This window comes from Streptomyces glaucosporus (assembly GCF_039533345.1).
Taxonomy (GTDB): Bacteria; Actinomycetota; Actinomycetes; order Streptomycetales; family Streptomycetaceae; genus Streptomyces; species Streptomyces glaucosporus.
Genome location: NZ_BAAATJ010000002.1, coordinates 196,762 through 222,529, shown reverse-complemented (window position 1 = coordinate 222,529; position 25,768 = coordinate 196,762). Strand labels below are relative to the sequence as shown.

Annotated in this window: 26 protein-coding genes; 13 read left to right on the top strand and 13 right to left on the bottom strand. The window is 74.7% G+C overall.

Translation table 11 applies throughout. The features are described from left to right. Nucleotides 1-12: 12 nt before the first annotated feature. The 4 genes from ABD358_RS03140 to ABD358_RS03125 form a co-directional block, all read right to left on the bottom strand. Nucleotides 13-576 (bottom strand): HXXEE domain-containing protein, encoded by a 564-nt coding sequence (locus ABD358_RS03140; RefSeq protein ID WP_344629244.1) that lies wholly within the window; start codon nucleotides 574-576, stop codon nucleotides 13-15. Nucleotides 577-611: 35 nt separating this feature from the next. Then, nucleotides 612-971, bottom strand: a complete 360-nt coding sequence (locus tag ABD358_RS03135) for a hypothetical protein (RefSeq protein ID WP_344629243.1) — start codon at nucleotides 969-971, stop codon at nucleotides 612-614. 153 nt (nucleotides 972-1,124) lie between these two features. After that, on the bottom strand, nucleotides 1,125-1,664 hold the full coding sequence (locus ABD358_RS03130; protein ID WP_344629242.1) for an NUDIX domain-containing protein: 540 nt from the start codon (nucleotides 1,662-1,664) through the stop codon (nucleotides 1,125-1,127). Nucleotides 1,665-1,737: 73 nt separating this feature from the next. Continuing rightward, on the bottom strand, nucleotides 1,738-2,097 hold the full coding sequence (locus tag ABD358_RS03125) for a hypothetical protein (RefSeq protein WP_344629241.1): 360 nt from the start codon (nucleotides 2,095-2,097) through the stop codon (nucleotides 1,738-1,740). 164 nt (nucleotides 2,098-2,261) lie between these two features. Here ABD358_RS03125 and ABD358_RS03120 point away from each other — a divergent pair, with 164 nt between their 5' ends. Both ABD358_RS03120 and ABD358_RS03115 read left to right on the top strand, forming a co-directional pair. Further along, nucleotides 2,262-2,663, top strand: a complete 402-nt coding sequence (locus ABD358_RS03120; protein WP_344629240.1) for an NUDIX hydrolase — start codon at nucleotides 2,262-2,264, stop codon at nucleotides 2,661-2,663. A 367-nt stretch (nucleotides 2,664-3,030) separates the two neighbouring features. Continuing rightward, entirely contained in the window at nucleotides 3,031-3,945 is a 915-nt protein-coding gene (locus ABD358_RS03115) for a MarR family transcriptional regulator (protein WP_344629239.1), read from the top strand. 63 nt (nucleotides 3,946-4,008) lie between these two features. On the opposite strand, the gene ABD358_RS03110 is transcribed toward ABD358_RS03115, so the two are convergent. From ABD358_RS03110 to ABD358_RS03100, 3 genes are all read right to left on the bottom strand, one after another. Further along, nucleotides 4,009-4,749 (bottom strand): Type 1 glutamine amidotransferase-like domain-containing protein, encoded by a 741-nt coding sequence (locus tag ABD358_RS03110; RefSeq protein ID WP_344629238.1) that lies wholly within the window; start codon nucleotides 4,747-4,749, stop codon nucleotides 4,009-4,011. 142 nt (nucleotides 4,750-4,891) lie between these two features. Further along, nucleotides 4,892-6,244, bottom strand: coding sequence for an MFS transporter (locus tag ABD358_RS03105; RefSeq protein WP_344629237.1), 1,353 nt, complete (start codon nucleotides 6,242-6,244; stop codon nucleotides 4,892-4,894). Continuing rightward, entirely contained in the window at nucleotides 6,241-6,894 is a 654-nt protein-coding gene (locus ABD358_RS03100; RefSeq protein ID WP_344629236.1) for an ArsR/SmtB family transcription factor, read from the bottom strand. The genes ABD358_RS03105 and ABD358_RS03100 overlap by 4 nt, the downstream gene beginning before the upstream one ends. Before the next feature lie 182 nt (nucleotides 6,895-7,076). Between ABD358_RS03100 and ABD358_RS03095 the strand changes: the two genes are divergently transcribed. Beyond that, nucleotides 7,077-7,409: a hypothetical protein gene (locus ABD358_RS03095; protein WP_344629235.1), complete on the top strand. Its 333-nt coding sequence runs from the start codon at nucleotides 7,077-7,079 to the stop codon at nucleotides 7,407-7,409. Nucleotides 7,410-7,775: 366 nt separating this feature from the next. On the opposite strand, the gene ABD358_RS03090 is transcribed toward ABD358_RS03095, so the two are convergent. Next, entirely contained in the window at nucleotides 7,776-8,102 is a 327-nt protein-coding gene (locus tag ABD358_RS03090) for a DUF2530 domain-containing protein (protein WP_344629234.1), read from the bottom strand. 235 nt (nucleotides 8,103-8,337) lie between these two features. Between ABD358_RS03090 and ABD358_RS03085 the strand changes: the two genes are divergently transcribed. Beyond that, nucleotides 8,338-9,819 (top strand): NCS2 family permease, encoded by a 1,482-nt coding sequence (locus tag ABD358_RS03085; RefSeq protein ID WP_344629233.1) that lies wholly within the window; start codon nucleotides 8,338-8,340, stop codon nucleotides 9,817-9,819. Nucleotides 9,820-9,850: 31 nt separating this feature from the next. Here the strand turns inward: ABD358_RS03085 and ABD358_RS03080 are convergent, their stop codons facing one another. Next, entirely contained in the window at nucleotides 9,851-10,048 is a 198-nt protein-coding gene (locus ABD358_RS03080; RefSeq protein ID WP_344629232.1) for a ribbon-helix-helix protein, CopG family, read from the bottom strand. Nucleotides 10,049-10,184: 136 nt separating this feature from the next. Between ABD358_RS03080 and ABD358_RS03075 the strand changes: the two genes are divergently transcribed. The 3 genes from ABD358_RS03075 to thpR are packed head-to-tail and all read left to right on the top strand — an operon-like array spanning nucleotide 10,185 to nucleotide 12,718. Beyond that, on the top strand, nucleotides 10,185-10,622 hold the full coding sequence (locus ABD358_RS03075) for a MarR family winged helix-turn-helix transcriptional regulator (protein ID WP_344629231.1): 438 nt from the start codon (nucleotides 10,185-10,187) through the stop codon (nucleotides 10,620-10,622). 33 nt (nucleotides 10,623-10,655) lie between these two features. After that, entirely contained in the window at nucleotides 10,656-12,152 is a 1,497-nt protein-coding gene (locus tag ABD358_RS03070) for an MFS transporter (protein WP_344629230.1), read from the top strand. Further along, a complete protein-coding gene (thpR, locus tag ABD358_RS03065) occupies nucleotides 12,149-12,718 on the top strand; it encodes an RNA 2',3'-cyclic phosphodiesterase (protein WP_344629229.1) in 570 nt (189 codons plus the stop codon). The genes ABD358_RS03070 and thpR overlap by 4 nt, the downstream gene beginning before the upstream one ends. Nucleotides 12,719-12,940: 222 nt before the next feature. Here thpR and ABD358_RS03060 read toward each other — a convergent pair whose 3' ends face one another. Together ABD358_RS03060 and ABD358_RS03055 are read right to left on the bottom strand one after the other, a co-directional pair. After that, on the bottom strand, nucleotides 12,941-13,936 hold the full coding sequence (locus tag ABD358_RS03060; RefSeq protein ID WP_344629443.1) for an aldo/keto reductase: 996 nt from the start codon (nucleotides 13,934-13,936) through the stop codon (nucleotides 12,941-12,943). A 99-nt stretch (nucleotides 13,937-14,035) separates the two neighbouring features. Then, nucleotides 14,036-14,737, bottom strand: a complete 702-nt coding sequence (locus tag ABD358_RS03055; protein ID WP_344629228.1) for a GDSL-type esterase/lipase family protein — start codon at nucleotides 14,735-14,737, stop codon at nucleotides 14,036-14,038. 227 nt (nucleotides 14,738-14,964) lie between these two features. Between ABD358_RS03055 and ABD358_RS03050 the strand changes: the two genes are divergently transcribed. The 3 genes from ABD358_RS03050 (at nucleotide 14,965) to ABD358_RS03040 (ending at nucleotide 18,697) form a co-directional block, all read left to right on the top strand. Then, nucleotides 14,965-16,203, top strand: a complete 1,239-nt coding sequence (locus ABD358_RS03050; protein WP_344629227.1) for a serine hydrolase domain-containing protein — start codon at nucleotides 14,965-14,967, stop codon at nucleotides 16,201-16,203. Between the two features lie 170 nt (nucleotides 16,204-16,373). Beyond that, a complete protein-coding gene (locus ABD358_RS03045) occupies nucleotides 16,374-17,630 on the top strand; it encodes a serine hydrolase domain-containing protein (protein ID WP_344629226.1) in 1,257 nt (418 codons plus the stop codon). A 44-nt stretch (nucleotides 17,631-17,674) separates the two neighbouring features. Continuing rightward, nucleotides 17,675-18,697, top strand: a complete 1,023-nt coding sequence (locus tag ABD358_RS03040; RefSeq protein ID WP_344629225.1) for a WD40 repeat domain-containing protein — start codon at nucleotides 17,675-17,677, stop codon at nucleotides 18,695-18,697. Between the two features lie 19 nt (nucleotides 18,698-18,716). Here the strand turns inward: ABD358_RS03040 and ABD358_RS03035 are convergent, their stop codons facing one another. Continuing rightward, a complete protein-coding gene (locus ABD358_RS03035; protein WP_344629224.1) occupies nucleotides 18,717-19,496 on the bottom strand; it encodes a TetR/AcrR family transcriptional regulator in 780 nt (259 codons plus the stop codon). A gap of 86 nt (nucleotides 19,497-19,582) precedes the next feature. On the opposite strand from ABD358_RS03035, the gene ABD358_RS03030 reads away from it, so the two are divergent. Next, nucleotides 19,583-20,605, top strand: a complete 1,023-nt coding sequence (locus tag ABD358_RS03030; protein WP_344629223.1) for an ATP-binding cassette domain-containing protein — start codon at nucleotides 19,583-19,585, stop codon at nucleotides 20,603-20,605. After that, a complete protein-coding gene (locus ABD358_RS03025; protein ID WP_344629222.1) occupies nucleotides 20,602-21,465 on the top strand; it encodes an ABC transporter permease in 864 nt (287 codons plus the stop codon). Before ABD358_RS03030 ends, ABD358_RS03025 begins: the two co-directional genes overlap by 4 nt. Nucleotides 21,466-21,561: 96 nt before the next feature. On the opposite strand, the gene serC is transcribed toward ABD358_RS03025, so the two are convergent. Next, complete coding sequence (gene serC / locus ABD358_RS03020) at nucleotides 21,562-22,680, bottom strand: phosphoserine transaminase (RefSeq protein WP_344629221.1); 1,119 nt, start codon at nucleotides 22,678-22,680, stop codon at nucleotides 21,562-21,564. A 277-nt stretch (nucleotides 22,681-22,957) separates the two neighbouring features. Between serC and ABD358_RS03015 the strand changes: the two genes are divergently transcribed. Next, entirely contained in the window at nucleotides 22,958-25,720 is a 2,763-nt protein-coding gene (locus ABD358_RS03015; RefSeq protein ID WP_344629442.1) for an FAD-binding and (Fe-S)-binding domain-containing protein, read from the top strand. Nucleotides 25,721-25,768 lie beyond the last annotated feature (48 nt).

The following is a 25,768-nucleotide window of genomic DNA, read 5'->3' as shown; positions in this document are numbered from 1 at the left end:
CCGGGGCGGTGGTCAGCGCCGTCCCGGCCGCCGTCCCGCCGACCGGCCCGTCAGCCGCCGCGCCACCGCGTGCGCCCCGGCCACGGAGGCCCCGGCCAGCGCCAGGCCCAGCACGGACTCGCGGACACGCGCGGGCCGCTCCGGGAGGGACCGCCGCAGCCGGGCACGGGCCCAGAGCGTGAAGGGGACCACCACCAGCGCCGAGGTCACCGAACCCGGCGTGTACCCGCGCACGGCCGCGGCCTGCCCCAGGTGCACCAGCCCGTGCAGCCCGAACCCGTCGAGGGCGGCCCGGTAGAAGGCCGAGCGTCCGCCGGTGCGGTACCCGTCGGCCGAGGCGGCGGCCACCAGCACGGCCATCCCGGCGACGGCCAGGGCGAACTCCCGCTCGTCGACGGACTCCAGCGTCCGCCACACCCCGTCCGGCAGCTGCGGGAAGCGCTCCTTCAGCTCCGGCAGCCGGGCCCGGATCCAGCGCGGACCCGTGGCCACCTCCTCCGCGTCGTGCACCGCCCAGGCGGCCAGCAGTCCCAGCGTCACCCCGGCGCCCACGCGCCCCGTCGCGTCTCCGTTCACGAGGGCCACTGTGCCACCCGCCTCCGGACGGGGCGTCAGGGCTCCCGGGGCGCGTTCTCGATCCGGTACTGCTCGGCCAGCTCCCCGAACCGCTCCGGGTCCCGGCTCTCCTCCCACGTCACCGTCCGCTCCCCGCCCGCGAGTTCGCGCACCCGCCCGGCCACCTCGGCGGCACGCCCGCCGGAGGTGACGCAGACGCCGAGGACGAGGACGGTGGCGCCGTCGTCCGGCCCCTCCGCGTCGTCCAGGGTGAAGCCCCACGGCACCTCGCACGGTCCCGCGTGGTGCTCGTCCGGGCACAGCAGCCGCGCGATCGGCTCCTGGAGCGCGAGGGCCTCCTCGACGGTCGCGCACCCGCGGACCCGGACCTCGAACACGCGCGGCTCTCCCGGCATACGGCCTCTCCCTCGGCGCCCTCGGCACCCTCGGCACCCTCGGCATGGAACGGAAACGACCCCGACGCTATGCGCCCCCGCGGCTCGCCGCACCGCCTTTTCGCGTGCGGCGGCGGGCGGCGGCGGACGCCGTCCGGGCCGGGGCCGCCGCGGTCAGGCGGGCCCGGGGACGATCGGCTCGCCGACCAGGACGCCCGCGCGTCCGGTGCGGCGGGCCTCGCCGAGCGCGGCCAGCCGCCGGTAGCCCTCGGGGGACATCAGCCGCTCCCAGGTGGGCCAGTCCTCCACGGCCCAGCGGTCGTGCTCGTTCGGGTCGAGCCGGATGGACGCGAGCTGCTCGTCGTCCAGGGTGCCGCCGTCGAAGCAGAACCCGACCTTGGCCAGCGGCGCCCCGTCCCGGTCGTCGCGGATGTAGTGGACCAGCAGCAGCGGGTGCGGCCCCTCCACGCGCAGCCCGGTCTCCTCGTACGTCTCCCGCACGGCCGTCTGGTGCGGGTCCTCGCCCGTGTCCAGGTTGCCGCCGGGGATCTGCCACGGCCGGCTCCGGTAGACCGAGCGCATCTGGAGGGGACGCCCGCGCACGTCGGTGAAGTACAGGCAGGCGTAGACGGTGGCCTTGGGCAGGGTGGCCAGGTAGTCCGCCTGAGACATCGGGAACGGCAGGCCGGCGGGCTCGTCACTCGTAGCGGTCATGGCTCAGTCCTATCCCGTCGTGTGCGCGGACGTCTCCGGTTTCGCCCGGCGGGGCCGGTTCGGGTGATCACCGTCAGCCGCCGCAGCCGCACCCGCCGCAGCCGCCGCCGTCGTCTCCGCCGGCCGCGGCGCCGCAGCCGCTCGACGCCTTCTTCCCGGTCCGTCCGCCGTACGTGTCCCCGGCCCACCAGCCGTTCCCGCTCCCCGCCGGGGTGTCCCCCGCGGCGGAGTCCTCCGCCGGGGGCTTCCCCTCCTCGATCTCGGGAGCGACGGCTCCGCCGACCAGGAAGAGGACCAGGCCCGCGAACGCGCCCGCCCAGCCGAACAGGGCCGGAGCCTCGGTGAAGACGGCCCAGCCGATGGAGCCGAGAGCGGCTCCGAACCCCCCGATGACCAGCGAACCGGCCACGATGTCCCTCGCGTCCCCCCGCATGGGCCCAGTGTGGAGCCGGGAACAGCGGGGCGAAAGGGCCGCGAACGCGGAGAACCGGCCATATTCAAGGGGTTGTCGGGATGCCGGGCGGAAGGCCCGATTCCCTCCGGGTGCGCTTCCGGGGTGCGGTTCGCTCCGGGGCGCGGGGCGTGAGGAGGAGCGCGGTGGCGCAGGGGAGACCGGGGATCGCGGTGGCGGTCGTCGCCCGCGGGGGCAGGGTGCTGATGGTGCGGCGGCGGGTGGCCGAGGGCGGGCTGTCGTGGCAGTTCCCCGCCGGGGAGATCGAGCCGGGGGAGACGGCCGGGGACGCCGCCGTACGGGAGGCGGCCGAGGAGACGGGCCTGGTGGTGCGGGCGGTCGCGCCGCTGGGGGAGCGCACGCACCCGGTGACGCGGCGGGCCATGGCGTACTGGGCGTGCGAGGCGCTGTCCGGGACGGCGGAGGTGCGGGACGCCGAGGAACTGGCCGACCTGGCGTGGTGCACGTACGCCGGGGTGGAGGAGCGGGTCCCGCATGGGCTGTACGAGCCGGTGCGGCGGTACCTGGCCGGGATCCTGACCCCCTGACGCGCCCCTGAAGCGCCTCTGACGCCCGCCGTGTCCGGGAGTGGGGGACGCCCGGCGGCGGGGTGCGGCCGGGTCTCGGGTTCCGGGACGCGGGATCCGAGCGCTTCCTCCAAGGAAAGGGTGGGTCGTCAGACCCACCCGCCCTCCCTCCGGCACATGGGCGCGTGAACGGGAGCCGTGAACTGGAGTGTTGACGTCCGGTGACCGGTTGGCCACGCAGCGGCACGGCGGTGTAGCGTGCGCCGTGAAAGCGGCGACCCCCGACAGGTGCTGGAACACCTCCGGGGGTCTGACCATCGAGATCGAGAAAGGCGATCCCATGGCTGGCAGCCACTGTAGCTTTTCCCTGCCCCCCGACGCGCACCCCATGGCCGCTCCCGGCTACGGGAAGCGGAACGCCCCCGGCCGACGCCCGCCCCGCAAGGGCGACTTCGCGGACCTCACGCCGCGGGCGGCGGCCATCGCCGCGTACCTCGACCGGCTGCCCGAGGGCGCCGACATCTCGATCAAGACACTGGCCGGCCGCCTGCCGTACGGGCAGCAGGCCGTCGGGACGGCGCTGCGGCAGATGTCGGAGGCCGGATACCTGCGGCGGCTGCGGGAGCGCTCACCCGGGGGCGGCCAGTGGGTGACGCGCACCTACTTCTCCCGCGTCCCGCGCTCCGACACCTGGTGGGCCGGGTTCCTCAAGGACGACGGGGCGTCCGCTCCCGAGGAGTCCGCCTCCGAAGAACCCGCCTCCGAAGAACCCGTCCCCGGGGCGTCAGCGCCCGAGGTGTCCGCTCCTCCCCGGGAGCCGGGCCGGGCCGGGGAGCCCGGCGAGGGGCCGCGGGCGTCGCGGGCGTACGGGACGCTGGCGCGGCTGGGCGAGGCCGAGCCGCGCATGGGCCTGTCGGCCGCCGACTGCGAGGCGCTGGCGCCGCTGGTGGAGGCGTGGTTCGCCCGTGGAGCGGGGGAGCGCCAGGTGGTGGAGGCGCTCACGGCCGGACTGCCGGGCGAGGGCGTCCACTCGCCCCGGGCCGTGGCGGCCTGGCGGCTGGAGCACAAGATCCCGCCGCCGCTGCCCGTGCGGCAGCGCACCCTGCGGCTGGTCGAGTGCACGGTGTGCGGCGCGCCGGGACGCCCGGAGGCCCTGCCCGGCGGACTCTGCCGGGAGTGCCGGGGCGCGGGCCGGACAGGGCCGGGCCGGGCAGGCCGTGCACAGGCTGTGGACGTCCGCCGCAAGGCCGCGGCCGTCCGCGCGGCGATGACGTCCGGACGGCCGCGCGCGGCGGCGCGGTGACGAGGTGACGGTGAGCGGCGCGTCACCTCGGCGGGGCCGTCCCCGCCGCGTCGCGGGCGGGCGTCACAGCGTGAACTCCTCGCCGGCGCGGTAGGACCGCACCACCGCTTCCCCGGGCCCGTGCCCCGTACGCACCAGATGCGCGCGCCCCGCGCCGGAGACCCGGGCGCGCCCCCCGTCCACGGTCAGCAGGGTGTCCTCGTCGAGCGCCACGCCCTGCCGGGAACCGCCCCGCGCCACCACCTCCACCAGCCGGGAGAGCGTCCCCCGCTGCGCGGCGCGCACCTCGACGGCGCCCGGCAGGAGACCGAGCCCCGGGCGGACGTCCAGCTCCTCGGGCCCCCCGGAGGCGTCCGCCGGGCAGACCGGCAGCCCGCCGGAGAGCCGGCCGCCGACCACCGCGTGCTCGGCGGCGATCACGGCCCCCGCCGAGAAACCCGCGTACGGCAGGCCCCGCATGACCCGCAGGGTCAGGGCGTCGAGGCAGTGGGCCAGGGCGTCGTGCCAGACGGGGGCGGGGCCGTCGCAGACCAGCAGCGCGTCCGCGCCGTCCAGCGAGGCCGGATCGAAACCGCCGTCCCGGGGCACCGGGACGGGCACCGGCGTGCAGGAGGGGACGACGGCGCGCAGGACGTCCGCGACCCCGGCGAAGGCGCCGCCGCTCCCCGGAGCCTCCGTCCCGCCCTCCCCGCCGAGCACCAGGCAGGCGACGGTGGGGGCGGTTCCGGCCTCGGAGAGGAACGGCCCGTAGACGTCGGCCGCGGCCTTCCCGTCCCGGCCGCCGCCGATCAGATGCGTGCTCATGGCGTTCGTGCTCCTCCGAGGTCCGCGCGGTGCGGCTCGGACGGTAACAACGCGTCAGGCCGGCAGGCGAAGGGTTTTACGGCCGGTGCGCGGCGGCCTCCTCGCCGCACGCCGTCCGCGGCGGGAAGGGACCGCCGACCCCTCATGCCCGGTCGGCCTGTGCGGGGGACGCCGCGGTGTGCGGCCGGGACGCCGCCGCGGCCGGGGACGCCTCCCCGCGGCGGGCCCACAGGAGGGCCCCCGCCAGCAGCACGGCGCTCCCCAGCAGCCAGGGCCGCGGGCCCGGCGGCAGGGCGCCGGCGAGCAGGCCGGTGAGCGCCCCCGCCAGTTGCAGGGCCAGGGACTGGACGGACAGCGCGGTGGCGCGTCCCGAAGCGGCCACCCGGCGGTGCAGGAGCTCGTTCTCGTTCGGTCCCGCCGCCCCCAGCCCCAGGTAGACCAGGGCGTAGCCGCCGACCGCGAGGACCACGGAGACCGCACCCGCGGACGCCGCCGTGACGCCCAGCAGGAGCAGACCGGCCGCGCCGGCGCCCAGCCCCGCCGCGACCGCGCGCTCGCCGCCGCCCGCGAGCCGGGCGGCGAGCGGCGCGAGACGGCTGCCGGCGGCCGAGCAGACGAAGCCGGCGCAGGCGACCGCCGCGAAGAGCACCGCACCCGACTCCGGTGCGCCCGTGAGGGCCGCGGCCCGGCCCGGTGTGAGCAGTTCCAGCACGGCCAGGGCGCCGCCGGCGGCCCCCGCGCCCAGGAGCACGCGGCGGACCAGCGCGTCGCGTCCGCCCAGCCGCAGTCCGTCCGCGACGGTGGCCGGGACGCCCCGGAACACGCCGCGCACGCCGGCGGACGGCCGGGGCGGCTCGCGCAGGGCGGTCAGGACGTACAGCACGAAGGCGGCCTCGACCGCCGCGCCCAGCAGCAGCGGGACGGAGAGGGGCGGGACGAGCCCGCCGGTCGCCTCCCGCAGCCGGGCTCCGAGGTCGGTGCCGAGCCCGAGGAGCCAGGGGAGGGCGCCCCCGAGCAGGGTCCCGGCCGCGAGCGCGGCGGACGTCGCGGCGGAGCCGCGGGCCAGCCCGGTGCGCAGTTCGGCGCCGGGACCGGAGTGCGCCTGGACGGTGTCGACGTACCAGGCCTCGGCGGGCCCGCTGGACAGGGCGCGGCCCGCGCCCAGCAGGGCCATGCCGAGGGTGAGGGCCCAGGCGGTGGAGCCCAGGGCCTGGAGGACCAGGGCGGCCAGGTTCAGCACCCCGGCGGCGGCCAGGACGGGGCGGCGCCCGAGGACGTCGGACAGCCCCCCGGTGGGCAGCTCCAGGGCCGCGGCGGTGAGGGAGTGCGCGGCGAAGAACCCCGCGATGGCGGTCATGGCCATGCCGCGCTCGGTGAACAGCAGGATCGCGGGAGCCATGGCCAGGCCGGCCGGCAGCCAGAAGAGGACGCAGACGGTGACGTAGCGGCGGCCCGCGGTGCGGGGGTCCGTGCGGGGGTCCGGCGCTTCGGTCACGACGGGGCCCCCTCCGGCGCACCGGGGGCGGAAGCGTCCGGTCCCGCGTCCGGTCCCGCACCGGGGGCGCCCGGCGCGAGGGGGAGCGCGGCGGTGAGGAGCACGACCCGTGCGGCGCGCGGGTCCTCGGCGTCGCGGTCGGCCAGCTCCGCCAGCTTCCGGTCGAGCGTCTCCCGCAGCTCGGCCAGCGACTCCGGGGTCAGGCGGGGCATCCGGTCGTCGATCCCGGACGGCTCCACCCACTCCCGCCCCAGCCGTCCGGCGGCGAGGTCCGCCTCGTGCCGGGCGAGGGACGCCTCCAGGTGCTCGATCTGGCGCCTGCGCGCGGAGCCGACGAAGGCGCGTCCGCCGGGAGTGGCCTCCATCGCCCGGTTGTCCCAGGACGTCACCGAGTGCGCCGCCCGCCAGCGGCGCTCCCGCCCGTCCCGGTGCTCGGCCTCGGCGACGAACGCGTACTTCGCCAGGACCCGCAGGTGGTAGCTGGTGGAGGCGGACGACTCCCCGGTCCGGGCCGCGAGTTCGCTCGCGGTGGCCGGACCGTCCTGCCGCAGCAGGCCGAGCAGCCGGATCCGCAGGGGGTGGGTGAGGGCCTTCAGGGCTTCTGCGTCCCGGGCGGGGTCGAGTACGCGCCGGTGTTCTTCGCTGGCCATGACGGGAGCGTAGGGACGCCCCCACCTTTCCAAAAGACTTTTTGGAAAATTTCTTTTGGAAAGGTAGGGGTGCCGTCCGCGCGGGCCCGCGCGCCACCGCCCGCGCACCGGTCCGGGATCCCTTGCTCAGAAGACGCTCAACTCGGTGGATCACACCCGTCGCCGGGGCGGACGATGCACTCATGTTCGGCAGTGGAAAGCGTGAGACGGCGGTTGTGGTCGTACGGGACTCCGAGGAGGTCGTCGAGGCCCTGAGGGAAGCCCTGGAGACGGCCCCGGAGGAGGAGCGGGCCGGCCTGGAGCGGGCCGTGGCGGTCGCCACCGCGGCTGCCGAGGGCCTGGTGGCGGACGAGGCGCGGGCGCGGGCGGAGTGGACGCGCCGGAGGCTGGAGGCGGTCGGCTTCTCCGGGCCGCTGGACTCGGTCCGGGCCGTCAAGGCCCTGCGCGAGGCCGAGCCGTCCCTGAGCCTGCGGACGGCGGTGGAGCTGACCAGGGAGGCGGCCCGCCGGGACTGACGCCGCGCCCCCGGCGCGCGGCCCCCGGCAGGTCGAGACGTACGGCCGGCGCGGGCGACCGCGGGGGAGGCTCCGGAGAACCCGCGCGAAGCGCTGGAGCTCTGCTTCGAGGACGCTCCCGCACCCGGGGTCACCGATGTGATCACCGCCTCCGTCGGGGTGCGGCGCGCCGGGGCCGGCGCAGTGGCGGCGGGCCGGCGGGTGGACGGTGAAGGGGCCGCCGCCGCGACGGCGCCGGAGGGGATCGTGTAACGCATCACACGCCGCACGGAGTGCGGGCGGACACGGCGCGAGGCGCGTGTTCCGCTTCGCGGACGGGTTCTTCCCGGGGGAGCTCCGGGAACCCCGAAGGGTTCTCCTCCCCGGCTAGGGGCGGGCCGCGCCGTCCGGGCCCGTGGTGTCCGTGGTGTCCGCGCCGCCGGGACCGCCGGCGCCCCGCTCCTCCTTCGCGCGGCGGATGGCCGCCTCGCGGCGGCGGACGATCCAGATGCCGAGCAGGCCCAGGACGCCGCCCGCCAGGCAGGTCCACAGCCACCAGGTGCGGTCGCGGTCGGCGAACCAGCCGTAGAAGGGGAGCTGGACCAGGAAGAGCACGAACCAGATGACCGTGCCGCCGACGATCGTGGCGACGACGTTGCCCTCCAGGGGCTCGGGAGCCTTCCGCTCGCCGCTCGTCCACCTGCTCAGGTCCATCGCCCGGCCCTCTCCGTCCGCTCTCACCCCGTCGCCCGTCGTCCCGTGGCGCTCGCTCCACAGCGTAACGAGGGGGGATGTGTGGGGAGGGTCACGGCATGACCGCGGAATGTCCGCCCGCGGGGTTGGCCTTTCCCGCCATGGTGCGTTCATACTGAAAGCATCCTGGTATGGCTGGTTCTTCTTGTATGAACCTCCATACCGTGTCCCCGAGCCGCTCCATCGAAGGTCACGCATGTCCGCTTCGGTCACCGACACCACGGCCACGCCCGACTCCCCCGACAAGGGCACCGGAACACCGCCGCCCACAAGCGGCGTCGACCGGTTCTTCAAGCTCTCCGAGCGGGGTTCCACGGTGGGCCGCGAACTCCGCGGCGGACTGGCCACCTTCTTCGCGATGGCCTACATCGTCGTGCTGAACCCGATCATCCTCGGCGCGGGCCAGGACAAGTTCGGTCATCAGCTCGACAACGCCCAGCTCGTCACCGCCACCGCGCTGATGGCCGGCCTGACCACCCTCCTGATGGGCGTCATCGGCAACGTTCCCATCGCCCTGGCCGCGGGCCTGGGCATCAACGCCGTGGTCTCCCTCCAGCTCGCGCCCCAGATGAGCTGGCCCGACGCCATGGGCATGGTGGTCCTGGCGGGCTTCGTGCTGATGCTCCTGGTCGCCTCGGGGCTGCGCGAGCGCGTCATGGACGCCATACCCAACGGGCTGCGGCAGGCCATCGCGATCGGCATCGGCCTGTTCATCACCCTCATCGGCCTGGTGGACTCCGGGTTCGTCACCCGCAACCCCGACGCCGCGCACACCACCGTCCCGCTCGGCCTCGGGCAGGGCGGCCAGCTCACGGGCTGGCCGGTGCTGGTCTTCGTCCTCGGCCTGGCGCTGACGTTCGTCCTGGTCACGCGGGGGGTCAAGGGCGCGATCCTCATCAGCATCGTCGCGATGACCGTCGTGGCCGTCGTGATCAACGCCGTCGCCGAGATCCCCGACGCGGCATGGGGCCTGGCCGTGCCCAACGTGCCCGAGAAGATCGTCAGCACCCCCGACTTCTCCCTGCTGGGCCAGGTCAGCCTCTTCGGCGGCTTCGAGGAGGTCGGCCTGCTGACCGGCTGCCTGTTCGTCTTCACCGTGCTGCTGTCCGGCTTCTTCGACGCCATGGGCACGATCATCGGCGTCGGCCAGGAGGCGAAGCTGACCGACGAGCGGGGCCGGATGCCCCGCATGGGCCGCATCCTGATGGTGGACGGCCTGGCCGTCTCGGGCGGCGGCTTCGGCTCCTGCTCGGCCAACACCTGCTTCGTGGAGTCCACCGCCGGCGTCGGCGAGGGCGCCCGTACGGGCCTGGCCAACGTCGTGACCGGCGCGCTGTTCCTGCTGACCCTGGTCTTCACCCCGCTGGCCACCGTGGTGCCGTCCCACGCGGCGACCCCCGCGCTGGTCGTCGTGGGCTTCATGATCATGGCGTCGAACGTGCGGCAGATCGACTGGAACGACCACACCATCGCGGTGCCGGCGTTCCTGACCCTGATCTCGATGCCCTTCACCTACAGCATCACCAACGGCATCGGCATCGGCGTGCTGTCCTACATCCTGCTGCGCGCCGCCACCGGGCGGTTCCGCGGGATCCCGTGGCTGCTGAACGTCGTCGGGGTCTGCTTCCTGGTGTACTTCCTGCTCGACCCGATCGAGCAGGCGCTGGGCATCGGGTGAGCCCGGCGGGCGGCTCCGTCCGGCCGGCAGGTCAGGCGGAGCCGCCCGCGTAGAAGCGCTCGGTCTCGTTCACGGACGAGGTGAAGCGCTCGTCGAAATCGACACGGATGAGCGTCCGGACCACGTAGTCCTGGACGCTCATTCCGCGTTTGGCGGCATGGCGGGACAGCCTGTCGAGCAGTGCGGCGTCCAACCGTAGGCTGAGCACTTTCGAATCAGTCGGTTCCATGGGGACACGGTCACGGGGAAGGAGGTACGGCGTGTCGGTTTTCCGTACGGACTCACCCGTACGGGTGATGAAGGACACCTCCGTACAGCCCCTCCGTACCTATCCTTAGATAAAGTAATGAGTTAGGCTAATAAACATGCCGGATCTGTCCCGGGACGAGGACGCCGCAGCCGTGAACGCCCTCCGCTCCGCCACGATGCGCCTCGCACGACGCATCAAGCACCAGCGCGTCGACGAGTCGCTGAGCCCGACCGAGATGTCGGTCCTCGGCACTCTCGCCCGCTGCGGCTCGGCGACACCGGGCGAGCTGGCGCGCAAGGAGCACGTGCAGCCGCCGTCGATGACGCGCATCGTGGCGATGCTGGAGGCCAAGGGCCTGGTCCGGCTGGAGCCGCACCCGGGTGACCGCCGCCAGAAGGTGGTGACCCAGACAGAACTGGCCGAGGAGGTCCTCGAGGCGAGCCGCCGCAAGCGGAACGCCTGGCTCGCGGACCTCGCCGGCCGGCTGGACGAGGACGAGTGGGCGCGGCTGCGCGCCGCGGCACCCGTCCTGGAGAAGCTCGCGCAACTGTAAGAAGGAGTCGCATCGCAAGGAGGCGAAAGCGTTTTGAGTTCGGGACCCGGAGCACACTCCGCACCCGCACCTGACGAGAACACGAACCACACCGGCACCACCGCCGGAGCCGCCGGACCCAAACCCTCGACGTTCAGCTCGCTGCGCATCCGCAACTACCGGCTGTTCGCGATGGGCCAGCTCGTCTCCAACACCGGTACCTGGATGCAGCGCATCGCCCAGGACTGGCTGGTGCTCAGCCTCACCGGGTCGGCGACGGCCGTCGGCATCACCACCGCGCTGCAGTTTCTCCCGATGCTGCTCTTCGGCCTGTACGGCGGCGTCATCGCCGACCGCTACCCGAAGCGCAGGCTGCTGCTGTTCACCCAGGCGGCGATGGGCCTCACCGGCCTCGCGCTCGCCGCGCTGACCCTCAGCGGCAACGTCCGGGTCTGGCACGTCTACGCGCTCGCCTTCGTCCTGGGACTGGCGACCGTCGTGGACAACCCCGCCCGGCAGAGCTTCGTCTCCGAGATGGTCGGCCCGCGCCAGCTCGCCAACGCGGTCTCGCTCAACAGCGCCAACTTCCAGTCCGCCCGCCTGATCGGCCCGGCCGTCGCCGGTGTGCTGATCACGGCCGTGGGCAGCGGCTGGGCGTTCCTCCTCAACGGCCTGTCCTTCATCGCGCCGCTCACCAGCCTGCTGATGATGCGCCCCGCCGAGCTGCACGGCGTCGAGACCGCACCGCGCGCCAAGGGCCAGCTCAGGGAAGGGCTGCGCTACGTCAGGAGCCGGCCGGACCTGATCTGGCCGATCACGCTCGTCGGCTTCGTCGGCACCTTCGCCTACAACTTCCCGATCTGGCTCACCGCCTTCACCGACGAGGTCTTCGACGAGGGCGCGGGCACCTACGGCCTGCTCAACACGCTCATGGCCATCGGCTCGGTGACCGGCGCGCTGCTCGCCGCCCGGCGCGGCACCAGCCGGATGCGGGTCATGGTCGGCGCCGCGCTGCTGTTCAGCGTGCTGGAGATGGCGGCGGCCCTCTCCCCGTCCTTCTGGCTGTTCGCCGCCCTGATGGTGCCCATCGGCGTCATCGCGCTGACCTTCAACGTGACGGCCAACTCCACCGTCCAGCTCGCCTCCGACCCGGCGATGCGCGGCCGGGTGATGAGCCTGTACATGATGGTGTTCATGGGCGGCACCCCGATCGGCGGTCCGCTGATGGGCTGGATCACCGACGCCTACGGCGCCCGGACCGGCTTCCTGGCGGGCGGCCTGATCTCCGCCGTGGCCGCCGTCGCGACCGGCCTGGTGCTGGCCCGGGTCAGCGGCCTGCGGCTGAGGATCGACCTCCGCCGCGGACGCCGCGCCGTGGCGTTCGTCCCGGTGCCGGGCGGGAAAGGGCGGGAGAGCATAGCGGGCGCCGGGAGGACCCCGGCCGCCTCGCAGCCCACCGCCCCGGCCGCCGTCCCGGCGGCGGCCCCGCCCGCCTCCCCGTCCCCCGCCCGCGGCGAGGACAGGGACCACCGCAGGGAAGTACTCGCATGAGACTGTTCACGGCCGTCCTGCCGCCTCCCGCCGCCCTGGCCGAGCTGGAGGCGGCGGTGGACCGGCTGAGGGGCCTGCCCGACGCCGACCGGCTGCGCTGGACCGGGACCGGGGGCCGGCACCTCACCCTCGCCTTCCTGGGCGAGGTGGACGAGGCGCTCCTGCCCGGACTGGGCGAACGGCTGGCGCGCGCCGCCCACCGCCACCCCGCCTTCGGCCTCCGGCTGGCCGGAGGCGGGCGTTTCGGCGACCGGGTCCTGTGGATCGGCGTCGAGGGCGACCGGACGACCCTGCGCCGGCTGGCGGACTCCGTCACCGCGGCGGTCCGCCGCGCCGGGGTCCCCACCGAGGACCGCCCCTACAAGCCGCACCTGACCCTCGCCCGCGCCGCCCGCACGGCCCACCGCGTGGACCTGCGCCCCTACGCCGCGGCCCTGGAGGGCTTCTCCGGCACCGACTGGCGGGTGGACGAGGTGGCCCTCGTCCACAGCCGGCTGCCCTCCTCCGGGGCGCCCGGCGAGCAGCCCCGGTACGAGACGCTGGAGGCCTGGCCGCTGGGCGGCTGAGCGGGCGGGCTACCGTTGGGGCGTGGATCCGAAGACCCGTACCCGCATCGTGAGCGGCGCGCTGGTGCTGATGCTCGCCGTGGTGGTCCTGGCCGCCGTCCTCGGCTGACGGCCGGCGCGGGCCCCCGGTGAGGGCGCCCGCGCCGGCCGTCAGCCGCGTCCCCGTGCCGGCCGGCGGCCGGACGGACCCGCCGGCCCGTCCGGCTCACCGGGCGGACGGGCTCACCAGGCGAACGCCTCCGGGGACGGACCCGGACCGGGGAAGATCTCCTCCAGCGACGCCAGCAGCTCCCCGCTCAGCTCCAGCTCCACCGCGCGCAGCGCGGACGAGAGCTGCTCCAGCGTGCGCGGACCGGTGATCGGGCCCGTCACGCCCGGCCGGGTGAGCAGCCAGGCCAGGGCCACCTCGCCCGGCTCCAGACCGTGCTTGTCCAGCAGGTCCTCGTACGCCTGGATCTGGTCGCGGACCTTGGTGTTCGACAGGGCGTCGGCCGAGCGGCCCGACGCCGTGCGCGCCCCGCCGCCCTCCCGCTCCTTGCGGATCGCGCCGCCCAGCAGACCGCCGTGCAGCGGCGACCACGGGATGACGCCCAGGCCGTAGCCCTGCGCGGCCGGGATGACCTCCATCTCCGCGCGCCGCTCGACCAGGTTGTACAGGCACTGCTCGCTGACCAGCCCCAGGCTGTCGCGGCGGGCGGCGGCCTCGTTGGCCTGGGCGATGTGCCAGCCGGCGAAGTTCGACGACCCGGCGTAGAGGATCTTGCCCTGCTGGACGAGGACGTCGATGGCCTGCCAGATCTCCTCCCACGGGGTGTTCCGGTCCACGTGGTGGAACTGGTACAGGTCGATGTGGTCCGTCTGGAGCCGCTTCAGGCTGGCGTCGACGGCCCGGCGGATGTTCACCGCCGACAGCTTGTCGTGGTTGGGCCAGACGTCGCCGTCCGGGCCCATGTTGCCGTACACCTTGGTGGCCAGCACCACCTTGTCCCGCCGGCCGCCGCCCTTGGCGAACCAGGTGCCGATGATCTCCTCGGTGCGGCCCTTGTTCTCGCCCCAGCCGTAGACGTTGGCGGTGTCGAAGAAGTTGACGCCCGCGTCGAGTGCGGCGTCCATGATGGCGTGGCTGTCGGCCTCGTCGGTCTGGGGGCCGAAGTTCATCGTGCCGAGAACCAGACGGCTGACCTTGAGACCCGTGCGTCCGAGCTGCGTGTACTTCATGGACACCTAGCCAACGTGTTGGAGCGGGCTCAAGGCAAGAGTGACTCGCGCCGGTCCGGAACCCGGGAGTCCGCAGGTGCGCGGCCGCAGCCCGGACCGTCACACTCCGGAACCGGGCGCGTACGGCCCGCCGATCCCCCACGCCTGGTGCATCGCGTCCGCGAAGGCCGCGGCGATGCGGTGCTCGCCGGAGGCGGTGGGGTGGGTGCCGTCGTAGGTGTCGCGGTCCAGGTCCCAGTCGTGCGGCGGCGAGGCCAGCAGCAGCGGCGAGGCGGGCGTGGACAGTTCGGCCACGGCCTTGGCCAGCAGCTCGTTGAAGCGCTCGCACTCGGCGGCGAAGAAGGCGTCGTGCCGGGCCCGGACGTTGGGTATCACCGGCAGGACCACCGCCCGGACGTGCGGGTCGGCGGAGCGGGCCTCGGCGAAGAAGCGGCGGACGTTGGCCGCCGTGGCGTCCGAGGCGGTGTAGAAGCCGAGGTCGATCAGGCCGAGGAAGACCAGCAGGGTGTCGGCGCGGTGCTCCCGCACCGCGCCGGCTATCAGGGGCGCCATGTGGAGCCAGCCCTCGCCCCAGCCCGCGAGGTGGCGGCGGGCGGACGCCGGGAAGGCGGGGTCGGCGTAGTCGTGGGCGACGGGCGCGCCGGCCGCCTTGTCGTACAGCGCGTCGCGCGGGCCGACGATCTCGTAGGCCTCGCCCAGAAGCCCGCACGTCCGCTCCAGGTGACGCCACATGCGGTGGCGCCAGGTGTGCTCACCGGCACCGCCGATGGTCATGGAGTCGCCGACGAAGAGGAAACGCATCCGTTCATCCTCCCGGACGGCCGCCCTGACCTGCGACGTGACGCCCGTCACCCGGCAGGCCCCGGCGCATGGCCGGAATCGTTCGCTCCAGAGGGGAGTGGATCAACCGTTCGACGTTCCCGGGCGGTCCCCGGGAACGCGGACCACCCGCGCGGCGGGCAGGAGCGCACGGACGAACCGCCGACATCGAGAGGGGCACACTCATGAGCCGGAGAAGACTTCGCGGCATGGCCGTCGGGATGACGATCGGCGCCGTGGTGCTGGCGACCGCGCCCGCCGCCGTCGCCGCGCCCGAGGCCGACCGGCGGCACGACCGCCACCACGCCCGCACCCAGCAGGCCATGGACGCCTTCCTGGAAGCCGGCGTCCCGGGGACGCTGGCGCAGGTGCGGGACCGCCGCGGCACCTGGACCGGTTCGTCCGGGGTGGCCGACGTGGAGACCGAGCGGCCCCGGCTGCGGCCGGACCGGTTCCGGATCGGCAGCATCACCAAGACGTTCGTCGCCACCGTGCTGCTGCAGCTGCAGGAGGAGAGGCGGCTGGATCTGGACGATCCGGTGGAGCGGTGGCTGCCGGGAGTGGTGCGGGGCAACGGGCACGACGGGCGGAAGGTCACCGTCCGGCAGCTCCTCAACCACACCAGCGGCATCTACAACGTCACTTCCGATCGCGGTTTCCAGGAGAAGGTCTTCGAATCGGGCTTCTTCGAGCACCGCTACGACACCTTCACGCCGGAGGAACTGGTCGGCATCGCCATGGAGCACGAGCCCGTCTTCGCGCCGGGCACCGACTGGAGCTACTCCAACACCAACTACGTCCTGGCGGGCATGGTGATCGAGGCGGCCACCGGGAACTCCTACGCCGAGGAGGTCGAGCGGCGCGTCGTCCGGCCGCTGGGGCTGCGCGCCACGGAGCTGCCCGGCACCCGTGCGACGATGCCGCGCCCGCACGGCCGGGGCTACGGCGTGCTGGTCGAGAACGAGGAGGTGACGCTGGTCGACGTGACCGACGTCAACCCCTCCTGGGCCTGGGCGGCGGGCGAGATGATCTCCACCGTGGACGACCTCAACCGCTTCCTGCGGGCGCTGCTGGACGGCCGGCTGCTCTCCGGAAAGAGCATGGCCGAGCTGCTCGACACCGTCCCCACCGACGAGGCGGGCACCGCCCGGTACGGCCTCGGCGTCCTCAACCTCGACCTGTCGTGCGGGGTGGGGGTGTGGGGCCACGACGGGTCCGTCCACGGCTCGCTCTCCTACGTCTTCTCCACCCGGGACGGCGACCGCACGATGGCGTTCAACACCAACGCCACCTGGGGTCCCCTCGTCAGCGTCCTGGAGGCGGAGTTCTGCGGCACGGCCCCCGGGGAGGGCGGCGACTCCCGGATCTCCGAGACGTCCGAGGAGTCCGGGCTGCCGGAGGAGTCCGAGATGCCGCGGCGGACCCGCCTGGTGCCGAACGCCCACTGACGCCGTCACCGGCGGACGTGTGACGGTGTCCCGCCGCGCTCCGGGCGGGAACCCCGGGGCGCGGCGGGATGGCCGGAACCCGCCCAACCGGCGCGGGCGCTGTCAACGGCGCGCGGGCCTTTCCGGTCCCAGCAGGCGACGAGCGACGCCGACGACGGAGGGACACACTCATGAGCCGGAGAAGACCGCACGGGCTGCGCGCCGCCGCCGGAGCCGCGGTGGCCACGGCCCTGACGCTGACGGCGGTGGCCGCCGCCCCGGCCGCGACCGCCGCCGACCGGCCGGACCGGGGCGGGCACCACACCCGTACCCAGCAGGCCCTGGACGCCGTCGTGGCCGCGGGCGCGCCCGGGGCGCTGGCGCAGGTGCGGGACCGCCGCGGCACCTGGACCGGTTCGTCCGGGGTGGCCGACGTGGAGACCGAGCGGCCCCGGCTGCGGCCGGACCGGTTCCGGATCGGCAGCATCACCAAGACGTTCGTCGCCACCGTGCTGCTGCAGCTGCAGGAGGAGAGGCGGCTGGATCTGGACGATCCGGTGGAGCGGTGGCTGCCGGGAGTGGTGCGGGGCAACGGGCACGACGGGCGGAAGGTCACCGTCCGGCAGCTCCTCAACCACACCAGCGGCATCTACGACGTCACTTCCGATCGCGGTTTCCAGGAGAAGGTCTTCGAATCGGGCTTCTTCGAGCACCGCTACGACACCTGGACCCCCGAACAGCTCGTCGCCATCGCCATGGAGCACGAGCCCTCCTTCGCGCCGGGCACCGACTGGAGCTACTCCAACACCAACTACGTCCTGGCGGGCATGGTGATCGAGGCGGCCACCGGGAACTCCTACGCCGAGGAGGTCGAGCGGCGCGTCGTCCGGCCGCTGGGGCTGCGCGCCACGGAGCTGCCCGGCACCCGCGTGACGATGCCGCGCCCGCACGGCCGGGCCTACGAACGGCTCGGAACCGGCGAGGAGGCGCAACTGGTCGACGTGACCGAGATCAACCCGTCGGTCGCCTGGGCGGCGGGCGAGATGGTCTCCACCGTGGACGACCTCAACCGCTTCCTGCGGGCGCTGCTGGACGGCCGGCTGCTCTCCGGAAAGAGCATGAGGGAGATGCTCACCACCGTCCCCACCGGGGAGGGCGACCGGTACGGGCTGGGCATCCGGACCCGGGACCTGTCGTGCGGGGTGGAGGTGTGGGGCCACAGCGGCGGCATCCACGGCTCGGTCTCCTACGTCTTCTCCACCCGGGACGGCTCGCGCACCATGGCGTACAACGTCAACACCTCGGCGTCGGCCGACTCCGTGCTGGAGGCGGGGTTCTGCGGGCAGGAGCCCGCCGCGTCCCCGGGGGCGGGGGAGGCCGGGCAGTCCGGGGGGAGTTCACCGGACCGCGGACGGGCCGCTGGTGACCGCGTGACAGGCCGCCGGTGACCGCCATCCGCCGGGGCGCCCCGGCGGATGGCAGTCTTGGGGCCATGCGGAGGCTGGTGTGCGCCCTGGGCGCGGCGACGGTGATCGTGTGGGGAACGGCCGGAGCGGCGTCGGCGGCGGATCCCGCCGACGGCTTCACCATCCGGGACGAGCGGATCACCGAGTCCAGCGGCCTGGCCGCCAGCCGAGCCCACCCGGGCGTGTACTGGACGCACAACGACAGCGACGACGGGCCGTACGTCTACGCGGTGGACGGCCGCACCGGCGAGACGGTCGCCACGATCACCCTGACCGGCATCGCCCCGCGCGACGTCGAGGCCGTCTCCGTCGGCCCGGACGGCACCGTCCACGTCGGCGACATCGGCGACAACTTCGGCGGGCGGTGGCCCGAGGTGTGGATCTACCGCTTCGCCGAGCCGGAGAAACTGGCCGACCAGGCGGTGGAGGTCACCCGGCACACCGTGCGCTACGCCGACGGCCCGCGCGACGCCGAGTCCCTGGCGGTCCACCCGGTCACCGGGCGGGTGTACATCGTCAGCAAGCACCAGGACGGCGGCGCGCTGTACGCCGGGCCCGAGAAGCTCTCGGCGTCCGGCGTCAACACCTTCACCCGCGTCGCCGGCATCGGCCTGTGGGCGACCGACGCCGCCTTCTCCCCGGACGGCACCCGGCTGGCGGTGCGCGGCTACTTCGGCGGGACCATGTACGCCTGGGAGGACGGGAAGCCGCGCGAGCTGGGACGGCTGACCGTGCCGGTGCAGGGCCAGGGCGAGTCGCTGGCCTTCACCCCGGACGGCCGCACCCTGCTGTACGGCACGGAGGGCGGGCGCAGCGACGTCCAGCCGATGGAGCTGACCGGCGACCAGCTCCCGGAGAGCGCGCGGCGGGAGGAGGCGCCGGACCGGGCCCGGGACGGGAAGGGGGACCGGGCGGACGGCGGGGAGGCGGCCGGCGACCGGGCGGACGGCGGGGAGGGGCTGGGGAGCGGGCCCGTGCTCGCCGTGGCCCTCGCCTCGGCCGCCGTCCTCTTCCTCGCCCTGCGCCGGGCGGTCCGGCGCGGGAACTGAGCCGGCGGGGCGGACGCGCTCAGGCGTCCTTCGCGCCGCCGCCGGACCGCCCGGCGTCCCGGGCGGCGAGGAACGCCTCCAGGCCGTCGAGCAGCCGTTCCAGCCCGAACTCGAAGAGTTTCCCGCCGGGGACGGCGAAGGCGTCCTCGGCGAGGGCGGCGACGTGCGGGTACGCGCCGCTGAGCATCGCCTTCTCCAGCATGGGCCCGTGCGCCGTCCAGAACTCCTCGTCGCTGATGCCGGTCTGCCGGGCGGCCTGGGCGGCGTTGACGTGGGTCCGGGCGCAGCCGGCCACGTAGCCGTCGACGGCGGTGACGAACCCCATCCGCTCGTGGTCGGTGATGTCCAGGTCCGCCAGCCCGGAGAGGGCGTAGTCGAGGCCGGCCACGGCGGCGGGGCCGAGCACGGGCCGGGCGAGGTTCACCTGGAGCAGCCAGGGGTGGGCCAGGTACATCCGCCAGGTGCCGAGGGCGACGGTCCGCAGGACGGTGCGCCAGTCGGCGTCCCGGGGCGCGTCGGAGCCGTCCGTCATGCCGTAGGCGCGGTCGATCATCAGCTCCAGCAGCTCGGCCTTGCCGGGCACGTAGCGGTAGAGCGACATCGCGCCGACGCCCAGCTCGGCGGCGACGCGGCGCATGGACAGCCCGTCGATTCCCTCGGCGTCGGCGATCCGGATTCCCGCGGCGACGATGCGGTCCAGGGTCAGGCCCGGCTTGGGCCCGCGGGTGGGGCGTTCGCGCCGGCCCCACAGGAGTTCGAGGCTGCGCCGCAGGTAGTCGCCGCTTTTTTCGGTCGTCATCGGGGCTCATCCTACGTCCGTCCGAAAAAACCGGGTACAGCGTACGCGTAATCGGGTACGGTGTACCCAGTTCGGAGGGAGGCACCATGACGACACCCCACGGCGCCGGACGCGCCGAGTACGCGGTGCTGGCGGAGGGGCTGGTGAAGCGGTACGGCGACAAACGCGCCCTGGACGGCTTCGACCTCGCCGTCCGGCGCGGCACCGTGCACGGCCTGCTCGGCCCCAACGGCGCGGGCAAGACCACCGCCGTGCGCATCCTGGCCACGCTCGTCCGCCTCGACGGCGGGCGCGCCACCGTGGCCGGCCACGACGTGGCCCGCGAACCCGTCCGGGTGCGCCGCAGGATCGGCCTGGTCGGCCAGTACGCGGCGGTCGACGAGATCCTCACCGGCCGGCAGAACCTGGAGATGTTCGGCCGCCTGTTCCACCTCGGCGCCCGCCGCGCCCGGCAGCGCGCCGGGGAGCTGCTGGAGCGCTTCGGCCTCACGGACGCCGCCGACAAGCAGCTCAAGGCGTACAGCGGAGGCATGCGGCGGCGGCTCGACCTGGCCGCCGGGATGATCCTCGCGCCCGACGTGCTCTTCCTCGACGAGCCCACCACCGGGCTGGACCCGCGCAGCCGCAACGAGGTGTGGGAGGCGGTGCGCTCCCTGGTCGCGGCCGGCACCACGGTGCTGCTCACCACGCAGTACCTGGACGAGGCCGACAGGCTCGCCGACCGCATCACCGTCCTCGACCGGGGCGTGCGCGTCGCCGACGACACCCCGGCCGGACTGAAGAACTCCATCGGCGGCGACCGCGTCGAGGTCGTCCTCCGCGACGCGGCCGACCTCCCCGCCGCCGTCCGCGTCCTCGCCCGCGTCGCCGACGGGGCCGAGCCGCACACCGATCCCGAGGAGCGCCGGGTGCACGCGCCGGTCGCCGACCGGGTGGCCGCGCTCACCGAGGTGGCCCGGACCCTCCGGGACGAGGGCGTGGAGATGGAGGACATCGGCCTGCGCCGCCCCACCCTGGACGAGGTCTTCCTCCGACTGACCGGCCACCGCGCGGACGCGGAGCCGGAGGCGGGTCAGCCGGAGAAGGAGAAGGAGGAGGCCACCGCATGAGCACCGCACCGAACCCCGCCCCGAACCCCGCCTCGGACCTCCCGCCCGCCCCCGTTCTCACCGGCGGACCCGAGCGGCGCCTGTACTGGGCGGTCGCGGACTGCTGGACGATCGTCCGGCGCGACCTCCTCCACCTCGCCAAGCAGCCGTCCATCGTCGCCTGGCAGCTCGGCTTCCCGATCGTCTCGGTGCTGCTGTTCGTCTACGTCTTCGGCAGCGCCATGGACGTGGGGGCGGCGGACTACAAGACGTACGCGCTGCCCGGCATGTTCACCATGACGATGGCCTTCGGCTTCATGAACACCGCGATGGCCGTCGTCGTCGACAAGGACCGCGGGGTCACCGACCGGTTCCGGTCCATGCCGATGTCCCCCTCCGCGGTGGTCACCGGCCGGGGCGTGTCCGACGTGCTGCACGCCGCGCTGGACCTGCTGGTCCTGGTCCTGATCGCCCTGGCCGTCGGCTGGCGCTCGGACGGCGGGGTGCTCGCGACCCTCTGCGCCTTCGCGCTGCTGCTCCTGCTGCGCTTCGCGCTGATCTGGGTCGGGGTGTTCCTCGGACTGCTCGTCCCCAACCAGGAGGCGGCGGGGAATCTGTTCGCCGTGGCCTTCCCCTTCGGGATGATCTCCAGCGTCTTCACGCCGCCCTCGATGATGCCGGACTGGCTGGGCGCCATCGCGATGTGGAACCCGGTCTCCTCCACCGCCAACGCCGTCCGGGACCTCTTCGGGAACCCGGCGGCGACCGGCGGGAGCTGGATCGAGGAGAACGCGGCGCTGATGGCGGTGGTCTGGCCGCTGGCCATCACGGCCGTCTTCCTGCCCCTGGCGGTGCGGCGCTTCCAGCGGCTGTCGCGCTGAGCCGGCGCGGGCCGGGGAAGGGCCGTGGGCCCGGCCGTCTAGGGACGGCCGGGCCCACGGCGTTCACGCGGGTGCGGGCGGGGCGCTCAGAGCCGCTCAGAGCCGCTCGACGACGTAGTCGACGCAGGCGGTCAGCGCCTCCACGTCCGCCGGCTCGACGGCCGGGAACATCGCGACGCGGAGCTGGTTGCGGCCCAGCTTGCGGTACGGCTCGGTGTCCACGATGCCGTTGGCGCGCAGCGCCTTGGCGATCGCCGAGGCGTCCACGCCCTCGGCGAAGTCGATCGTGCCGACGACCTGCGAGCGCTTGGCCGGGTCGGTCACGAAGGGGGTGGCGAACGAGGACTTCTCCGCCCAGCCGTACAGCCGCGAGGAGGAGTCGGCGGTGCGGTTCACGGCCCACTCCAGGCCGCCCTGGCCGTTGATCCACTCCAGCTGGTCGGCCAGCAGGAACAGGGTGGCGAGGGCCGGGGTGTTGTACGTCTGGTTCTTGCGGGAGTTGTCGATCGCGGTCGGCAGGTCGAAGAACGCCGGGATGTGCCGGCCGCTCGCGGCGATCCGCTCGGCCCGCTCCAGCGCGGCCGGGGAGAACACGCCGATCCACAGGCCGCCGTCCGCGGCGAACGACTTCTGCGGGGCGAAGTAGTAGACGTCCGTCTCGGCGATGTCCACCGGCAGGCCGCCCGCGCCCGAGGTGGCGTCCACCAGGACCAGGGACCCCTCGTCGGCGCCCGCGACCCGCGCGAGCGGCATGGCGACACCGGTGGAGGTCTCGTTGTGGGTGAAGGCGTAGACGTCCACGCCGGCCTCGGCGCGCGGCTCCGGGTGCGTGCCGGGCTCGGAGGAGATCACGGACGGCTCGTCCAGCCACGGCGCGAGCTTGGCGGCCTTGGCGAACTTCGAGGAGAACTCGCCGAAGGACAGGTGCTGGGACCTGGACTCGATCAGGCCGTGGGTGGCGATGTCCCAGAAGGCGGTGGAGCCGCCGTTGCCCAGGATCACCTCGTAGCCCTCCGGGAGCCCGAACAGCTCCTTCACGCCCTCGCGCACCCGGCCGACCAGGTTCTTCACCGGAGCCTGGCGGTGTGAGGTGCCCATCAGGGACGTGCCGGTGGCGGCCAGGGCGCTCAGCGCCTCGGGGCGCACCTTGGACGGGCCCGAACCGAATCGTCCGTCGGCGGGCTTGATGTCTGCGGGAATCTGGAGATCGGCCACGTGTCGAAGCGTAGTCCTTCGCCACCGTCCGTTCCGGGCGGCGTCCACCCCGCGAGACACGCCGGTGAAGCGGGCAGGCTGGTGCCATGGGCGGTGACACGGCGGATGACACGGCGGAGGAGACGGAGGAGCAGTGGAGAAGGCGGTGAGGAGGACGGTGGGGGAGACGGCCGGGCCGGCGACCGGGAGCGCGGAGGCGCGGGAGGTGGCGCGCGCGCTGCGGGCCGCCGTCCGGGGCGAGGTCGCCGACGACCCCGCGAGCCGCGCGCTGGTGACGATGGACGCCTCCAACTACCGGAGGGTGCCGCTGGCCGTCGTCGCGCCCCGCGACGCCGACGACGTGGCGGCGGCGCTGGCGGTGTGCCGGGAGCTGGGGGTGCCGGTGGTGCCGCGCGGCGGGGGCACCTCGATCGCCGGGCAGGCGACGGGCACGGGAGTGGTGCTGGACCTCACCCGGCACATGACCGCGGTCGAGGCGGTCGACGCGGACGCCCGCACGGCCGTCGTCCAGCCGGGAGTGGTCCTGGACGACCTGTGCCGGGCGGCCGGAGCCCACGGCCTGACGTTCGGCCCCGACCCCTCCACCCACAGCCGCTGCACGCTCGGCGGGATGATCGGCAACAACTCCTGCGGCTCCCACTCGGTGGCCTGGGGCACCACCGCCGACAACGTCCTCGCCCTGGACGTGCTGACCTACGGCGGCGAACGCGCCCGGCTCGCACCCGGCGGGGACGGCGTGCCGGAGCGGCTGCGCGCCGGGGCGCGGGCGCTGGTGGGCGGCGAGCTGGCCCGGCTGCGCACCGGCTTCCCGGACCTGCCGCGCCGTATCTCCGGCTATGCCCTGGACGCGCTGCTGCCCGAGCGCGGGGAGGACTGGGCGCGGGCCTTCACCGGCAGCGAGGGCACCCTCGGGGTGGTCACGTCCGCCACGGTGAGGCTGGTCGAGCGGCCCGGCGCACGGGTGCTGGCGGTGCTCGGCCACGCGGACGAGAGCGCCGCCGCCGAAGCCGCCGTCACCCTGCTGCCCCACCGCCCGCTGACCGTGGAGGGCATGGCCGCCGACCTCGTCCCCGGGGCCGAGCGGACGCTGCTGCCCCGGGGCGGGGCGTGGCTGTTCGTCGAGGTGGGCGGCGCGGACGAGGCCGACGCGCGCGCCCGCGCCGAGCGGCTGTGCCGGGCCGCGGCGGGCGACGCCACCGGCCACGCCCTGATCACCGACCCCGCCGGGCAGCGCGCCCTGTGGCGGATCCGCGAGGACGCCGCCGGCACCGCCACCCGCATGCCCGACGGCAGCGAGGCGTGGCCGGGCTGGGAGGACTGCGCGGTGCCGCCCGCCAGCCTCGGCGCGTACCTGCGCGACTTCCGCGCCCTGCTGGCCGACCACGGACTGCGCGGGCTGCCCTACGGCCACTTCGGCGACGGCTGCGTCCACGCGCGGATCGACTTCGACCTGGTCCACGACGAGGGCGTCGCCCGCTTCCGCCGCTTCTCCGCCGACCTGGCCGACCTGGTGGTGGCGCACGGCGGGTCGCTGTCGGGCGAGCACGGCGACGGGCAGGCGCGCGCCGAACTGCTGCCGAGGATGTACGGGCCCGGGACGGTGGAGCTGTTCGCCCGCTTCAAGGACCTGTGGGACCCCGACGGCGGCCTCAACCCCGGCATGGTCGTCCGCCCCCACCGCCTCGACGAGAACCTGCGCTTCGCGCCGCTGCCCCGCGGGCCCGTCGACGTCGTCTTCGGCTACCCGGAGGACGGCGGGGACTTCCGGGCCGCGGTGCGGCGGTGCGTGGGCGTCGCCAAGTGCCGCAACCCCGCCGGGAGCCCGGGGGTGATGTGCCCCTCGTACCGGGCGACGGGGGAGGAGGCGCACTCCACCCGGGGCCGGGCGCGGCTGCTCCACGAGATGCTGGCGGGCGAGGTCGTCACCGGCGGCTGGCGCTCCGAGGAGGTCCTGGGGGCACTGGACCTGTGCCTGTCCTGCAAGGGCTGCCGCCGGGACTGCCCGGTGGGGGTGGACATGGCCACCTACAAGGCCGAGTTCCTCCACCACCACTACGCGGGCCGCCGCAGGCCGATGGCCCACTACTCGCTGGGCGGGCTGCCGGTGTGGCTGCGCGCGGTGGCCGCCACCCGCACCGCCCCGCTGGTCAACGCCCTGGCCCGCACCCCGCTCGCGGCCCTGGGCAAGCGGCTGGGCGGCATCGCGCCGGAGCGGGACGTCCCGCCGCTGCCGCGCACCCCGTTCCTCCGCTGGTGGCGCCGGCACCGGCGGGGACGGTCGGGCGGGGGCCGGCGCGTGGTGCTGTGGCCGGACACCTTCACCAACCACCTCTCGCCCGAGGCGGGCGCCGCCGCCGTCCGCGTCCTGGAGGCCGCCGGGCTGGAGGTCGTCCTCCCGCCGGGCGCGGGCCGGGTCTGCTGCGGCCTGACCTGGGTCTCCACGGGACGGCTCGACCGCGCCCGCACCGTGCTGCGCCGCACCCTGGACCGGCTGGAGCCGGTGCTGGACGCGGGCCTGCCGGTGGTGGTCCTGGAGCCGCCGTGCGCGGCGGCGCTGCGCACCGACGCGGTCGCCCTGCTGCCGGACGACCCCCGCGCCGGGCGGCTCGCGGCGTCCGTCCGCACCTTCGCGCAGGCGCTGGAGGAGTGCGCCCCCGACTGGGCCCCGCCGCGCCTCGACCGCCCGGTGGCCGGCCAGACCCACTGCCACCAGCACGCCGTCCTGGGCGACGCGGCGGAACGGCGGCTGCGGGAGAAGGCCGGGCTGACGGGCGGGCTGAGCGACGGATGCTGCGGCCTGGCGGGCAACTTCGGCTTCGAGAAGGGCCACTTCGAGGTCTCCGTGGCCTGCGCCGAGGAGAAGCTGCTGCCCTCGGTCCGCGCCGCCGCCCCCGGCACGGTGCTGCTGGCCGACGGCTACTCCTGCCGCACCCAGCTCGCCCAGCTCGGCGGCCACCGGGCCCGCCATCTGGCGGAGGTCCTGGCGGAGGCGCTGGAGCGGGGGACGGAGGAGGGAACGGGAGGCGGCACCCCCGGATGAGGGGACGGCCGCCCCGGGAACGGAACGCGCCGGAGCACCGCGCCCGGC

Bases quoted from the DNA above. Each gene is read 5' to 3' on its own strand.
- ABD358_RS03135 (WP_344629243.1), bottom strand. From the start codon at position 971: ATGCCGGGAGAGCCGCGCGTGTTCGAGGTCCGGGTCCGCGGGTGCGCG.
- ABD358_RS03130 (WP_344629242.1), bottom strand. From the start codon at position 1,664: ATGACCGCTACGAGTGACGAGCCCGCCGGCCTGCCGTTCCCGATGTCT.
- ABD358_RS03125 (WP_344629241.1), bottom strand. From the start codon at position 2,097: ATGCGGGGGGACGCGAGGGACATCGTGGCCGGTTCGCTGGTCATCGGG.
- ABD358_RS03115 (WP_344629239.1), top strand. From the start codon at position 3,031: ATGGCCGCTCCCGGCTACGGGAAGCGGAACGCCCCCGGCCGACGCCCG.
- ABD358_RS03110 (WP_344629238.1), bottom strand. From the start codon at position 4,749: ATGAGCACGCATCTGATCGGCGGCGGCCGGGACGGGAAGGCCGCGGCC.
- ABD358_RS03100 (WP_344629236.1), bottom strand. From the start codon at position 6,894: ATGGCCAGCGAAGAACACCGGCGCGTACTCGACCCCGCCCGGGACGCA.
- ABD358_RS03095 (WP_344629235.1), top strand. From the start codon at position 7,077: ATGTTCGGCAGTGGAAAGCGTGAGACGGCGGTTGTGGTCGTACGGGAC.
- ABD358_RS03090 (WP_344629234.1), bottom strand. From the start codon at position 8,102: ATGGACCTGAGCAGGTGGACGAGCGGCGAGCGGAAGGCTCCCGAGCCC.
- ABD358_RS03085 (WP_344629233.1), top strand. From the start codon at position 8,338: ATGTCCGCTTCGGTCACCGACACCACGGCCACGCCCGACTCCCCCGAC.
- ABD358_RS03080 (WP_344629232.1), bottom strand. From the start codon at position 10,048: ATGGAACCGACTGATTCGAAAGTGCTCAGCCTACGGTTGGACGCCGCA.
- ABD358_RS03075 (WP_344629231.1), top strand. From the start codon at position 10,185: ATGCCGGATCTGTCCCGGGACGAGGACGCCGCAGCCGTGAACGCCCTC.
- thpR (WP_344629229.1), top strand. From the start codon at position 12,149: ATGAGACTGTTCACGGCCGTCCTGCCGCCTCCCGCCGCCCTGGCCGAG.
- ABD358_RS03060 (WP_344629443.1), bottom strand. From the start codon at position 13,936: ATGAAGTACACGCAGCTCGGACGCACGGGTCTCAAGGTCAGCCGTCTG.
- ABD358_RS03055 (WP_344629228.1), bottom strand. From the start codon at position 14,737: ATGCGTTTCCTCTTCGTCGGCGACTCCATGACCATCGGCGGTGCCGGT.
- ABD358_RS03050 (WP_344629227.1), top strand. From the start codon at position 14,965: ATGGCCGTCGGGATGACGATCGGCGCCGTGGTGCTGGCGACCGCGCCC.
- ABD358_RS03045 (WP_344629226.1), top strand. From the start codon at position 16,374: ATGAGCCGGAGAAGACCGCACGGGCTGCGCGCCGCCGCCGGAGCCGCG.
- ABD358_RS03040 (WP_344629225.1), top strand. From the start codon at position 17,675: ATGCGGAGGCTGGTGTGCGCCCTGGGCGCGGCGACGGTGATCGTGTGG.
- ABD358_RS03035 (WP_344629224.1), bottom strand. From the start codon at position 19,496: ATGACGACCGAAAAAAGCGGCGACTACCTGCGGCGCAGCCTCGAACTC.
- ABD358_RS03030 (WP_344629223.1), top strand. From the start codon at position 19,583: ATGACGACACCCCACGGCGCCGGACGCGCCGAGTACGCGGTGCTGGCG.
- ABD358_RS03025 (WP_344629222.1), top strand. From the start codon at position 20,602: ATGAGCACCGCACCGAACCCCGCCCCGAACCCCGCCTCGGACCTCCCG.
- ABD358_RS03015 (WP_344629442.1), top strand. From the start codon at position 22,958: ATGGACGCCTCCAACTACCGGAGGGTGCCGCTGGCCGTCGTCGCGCCC.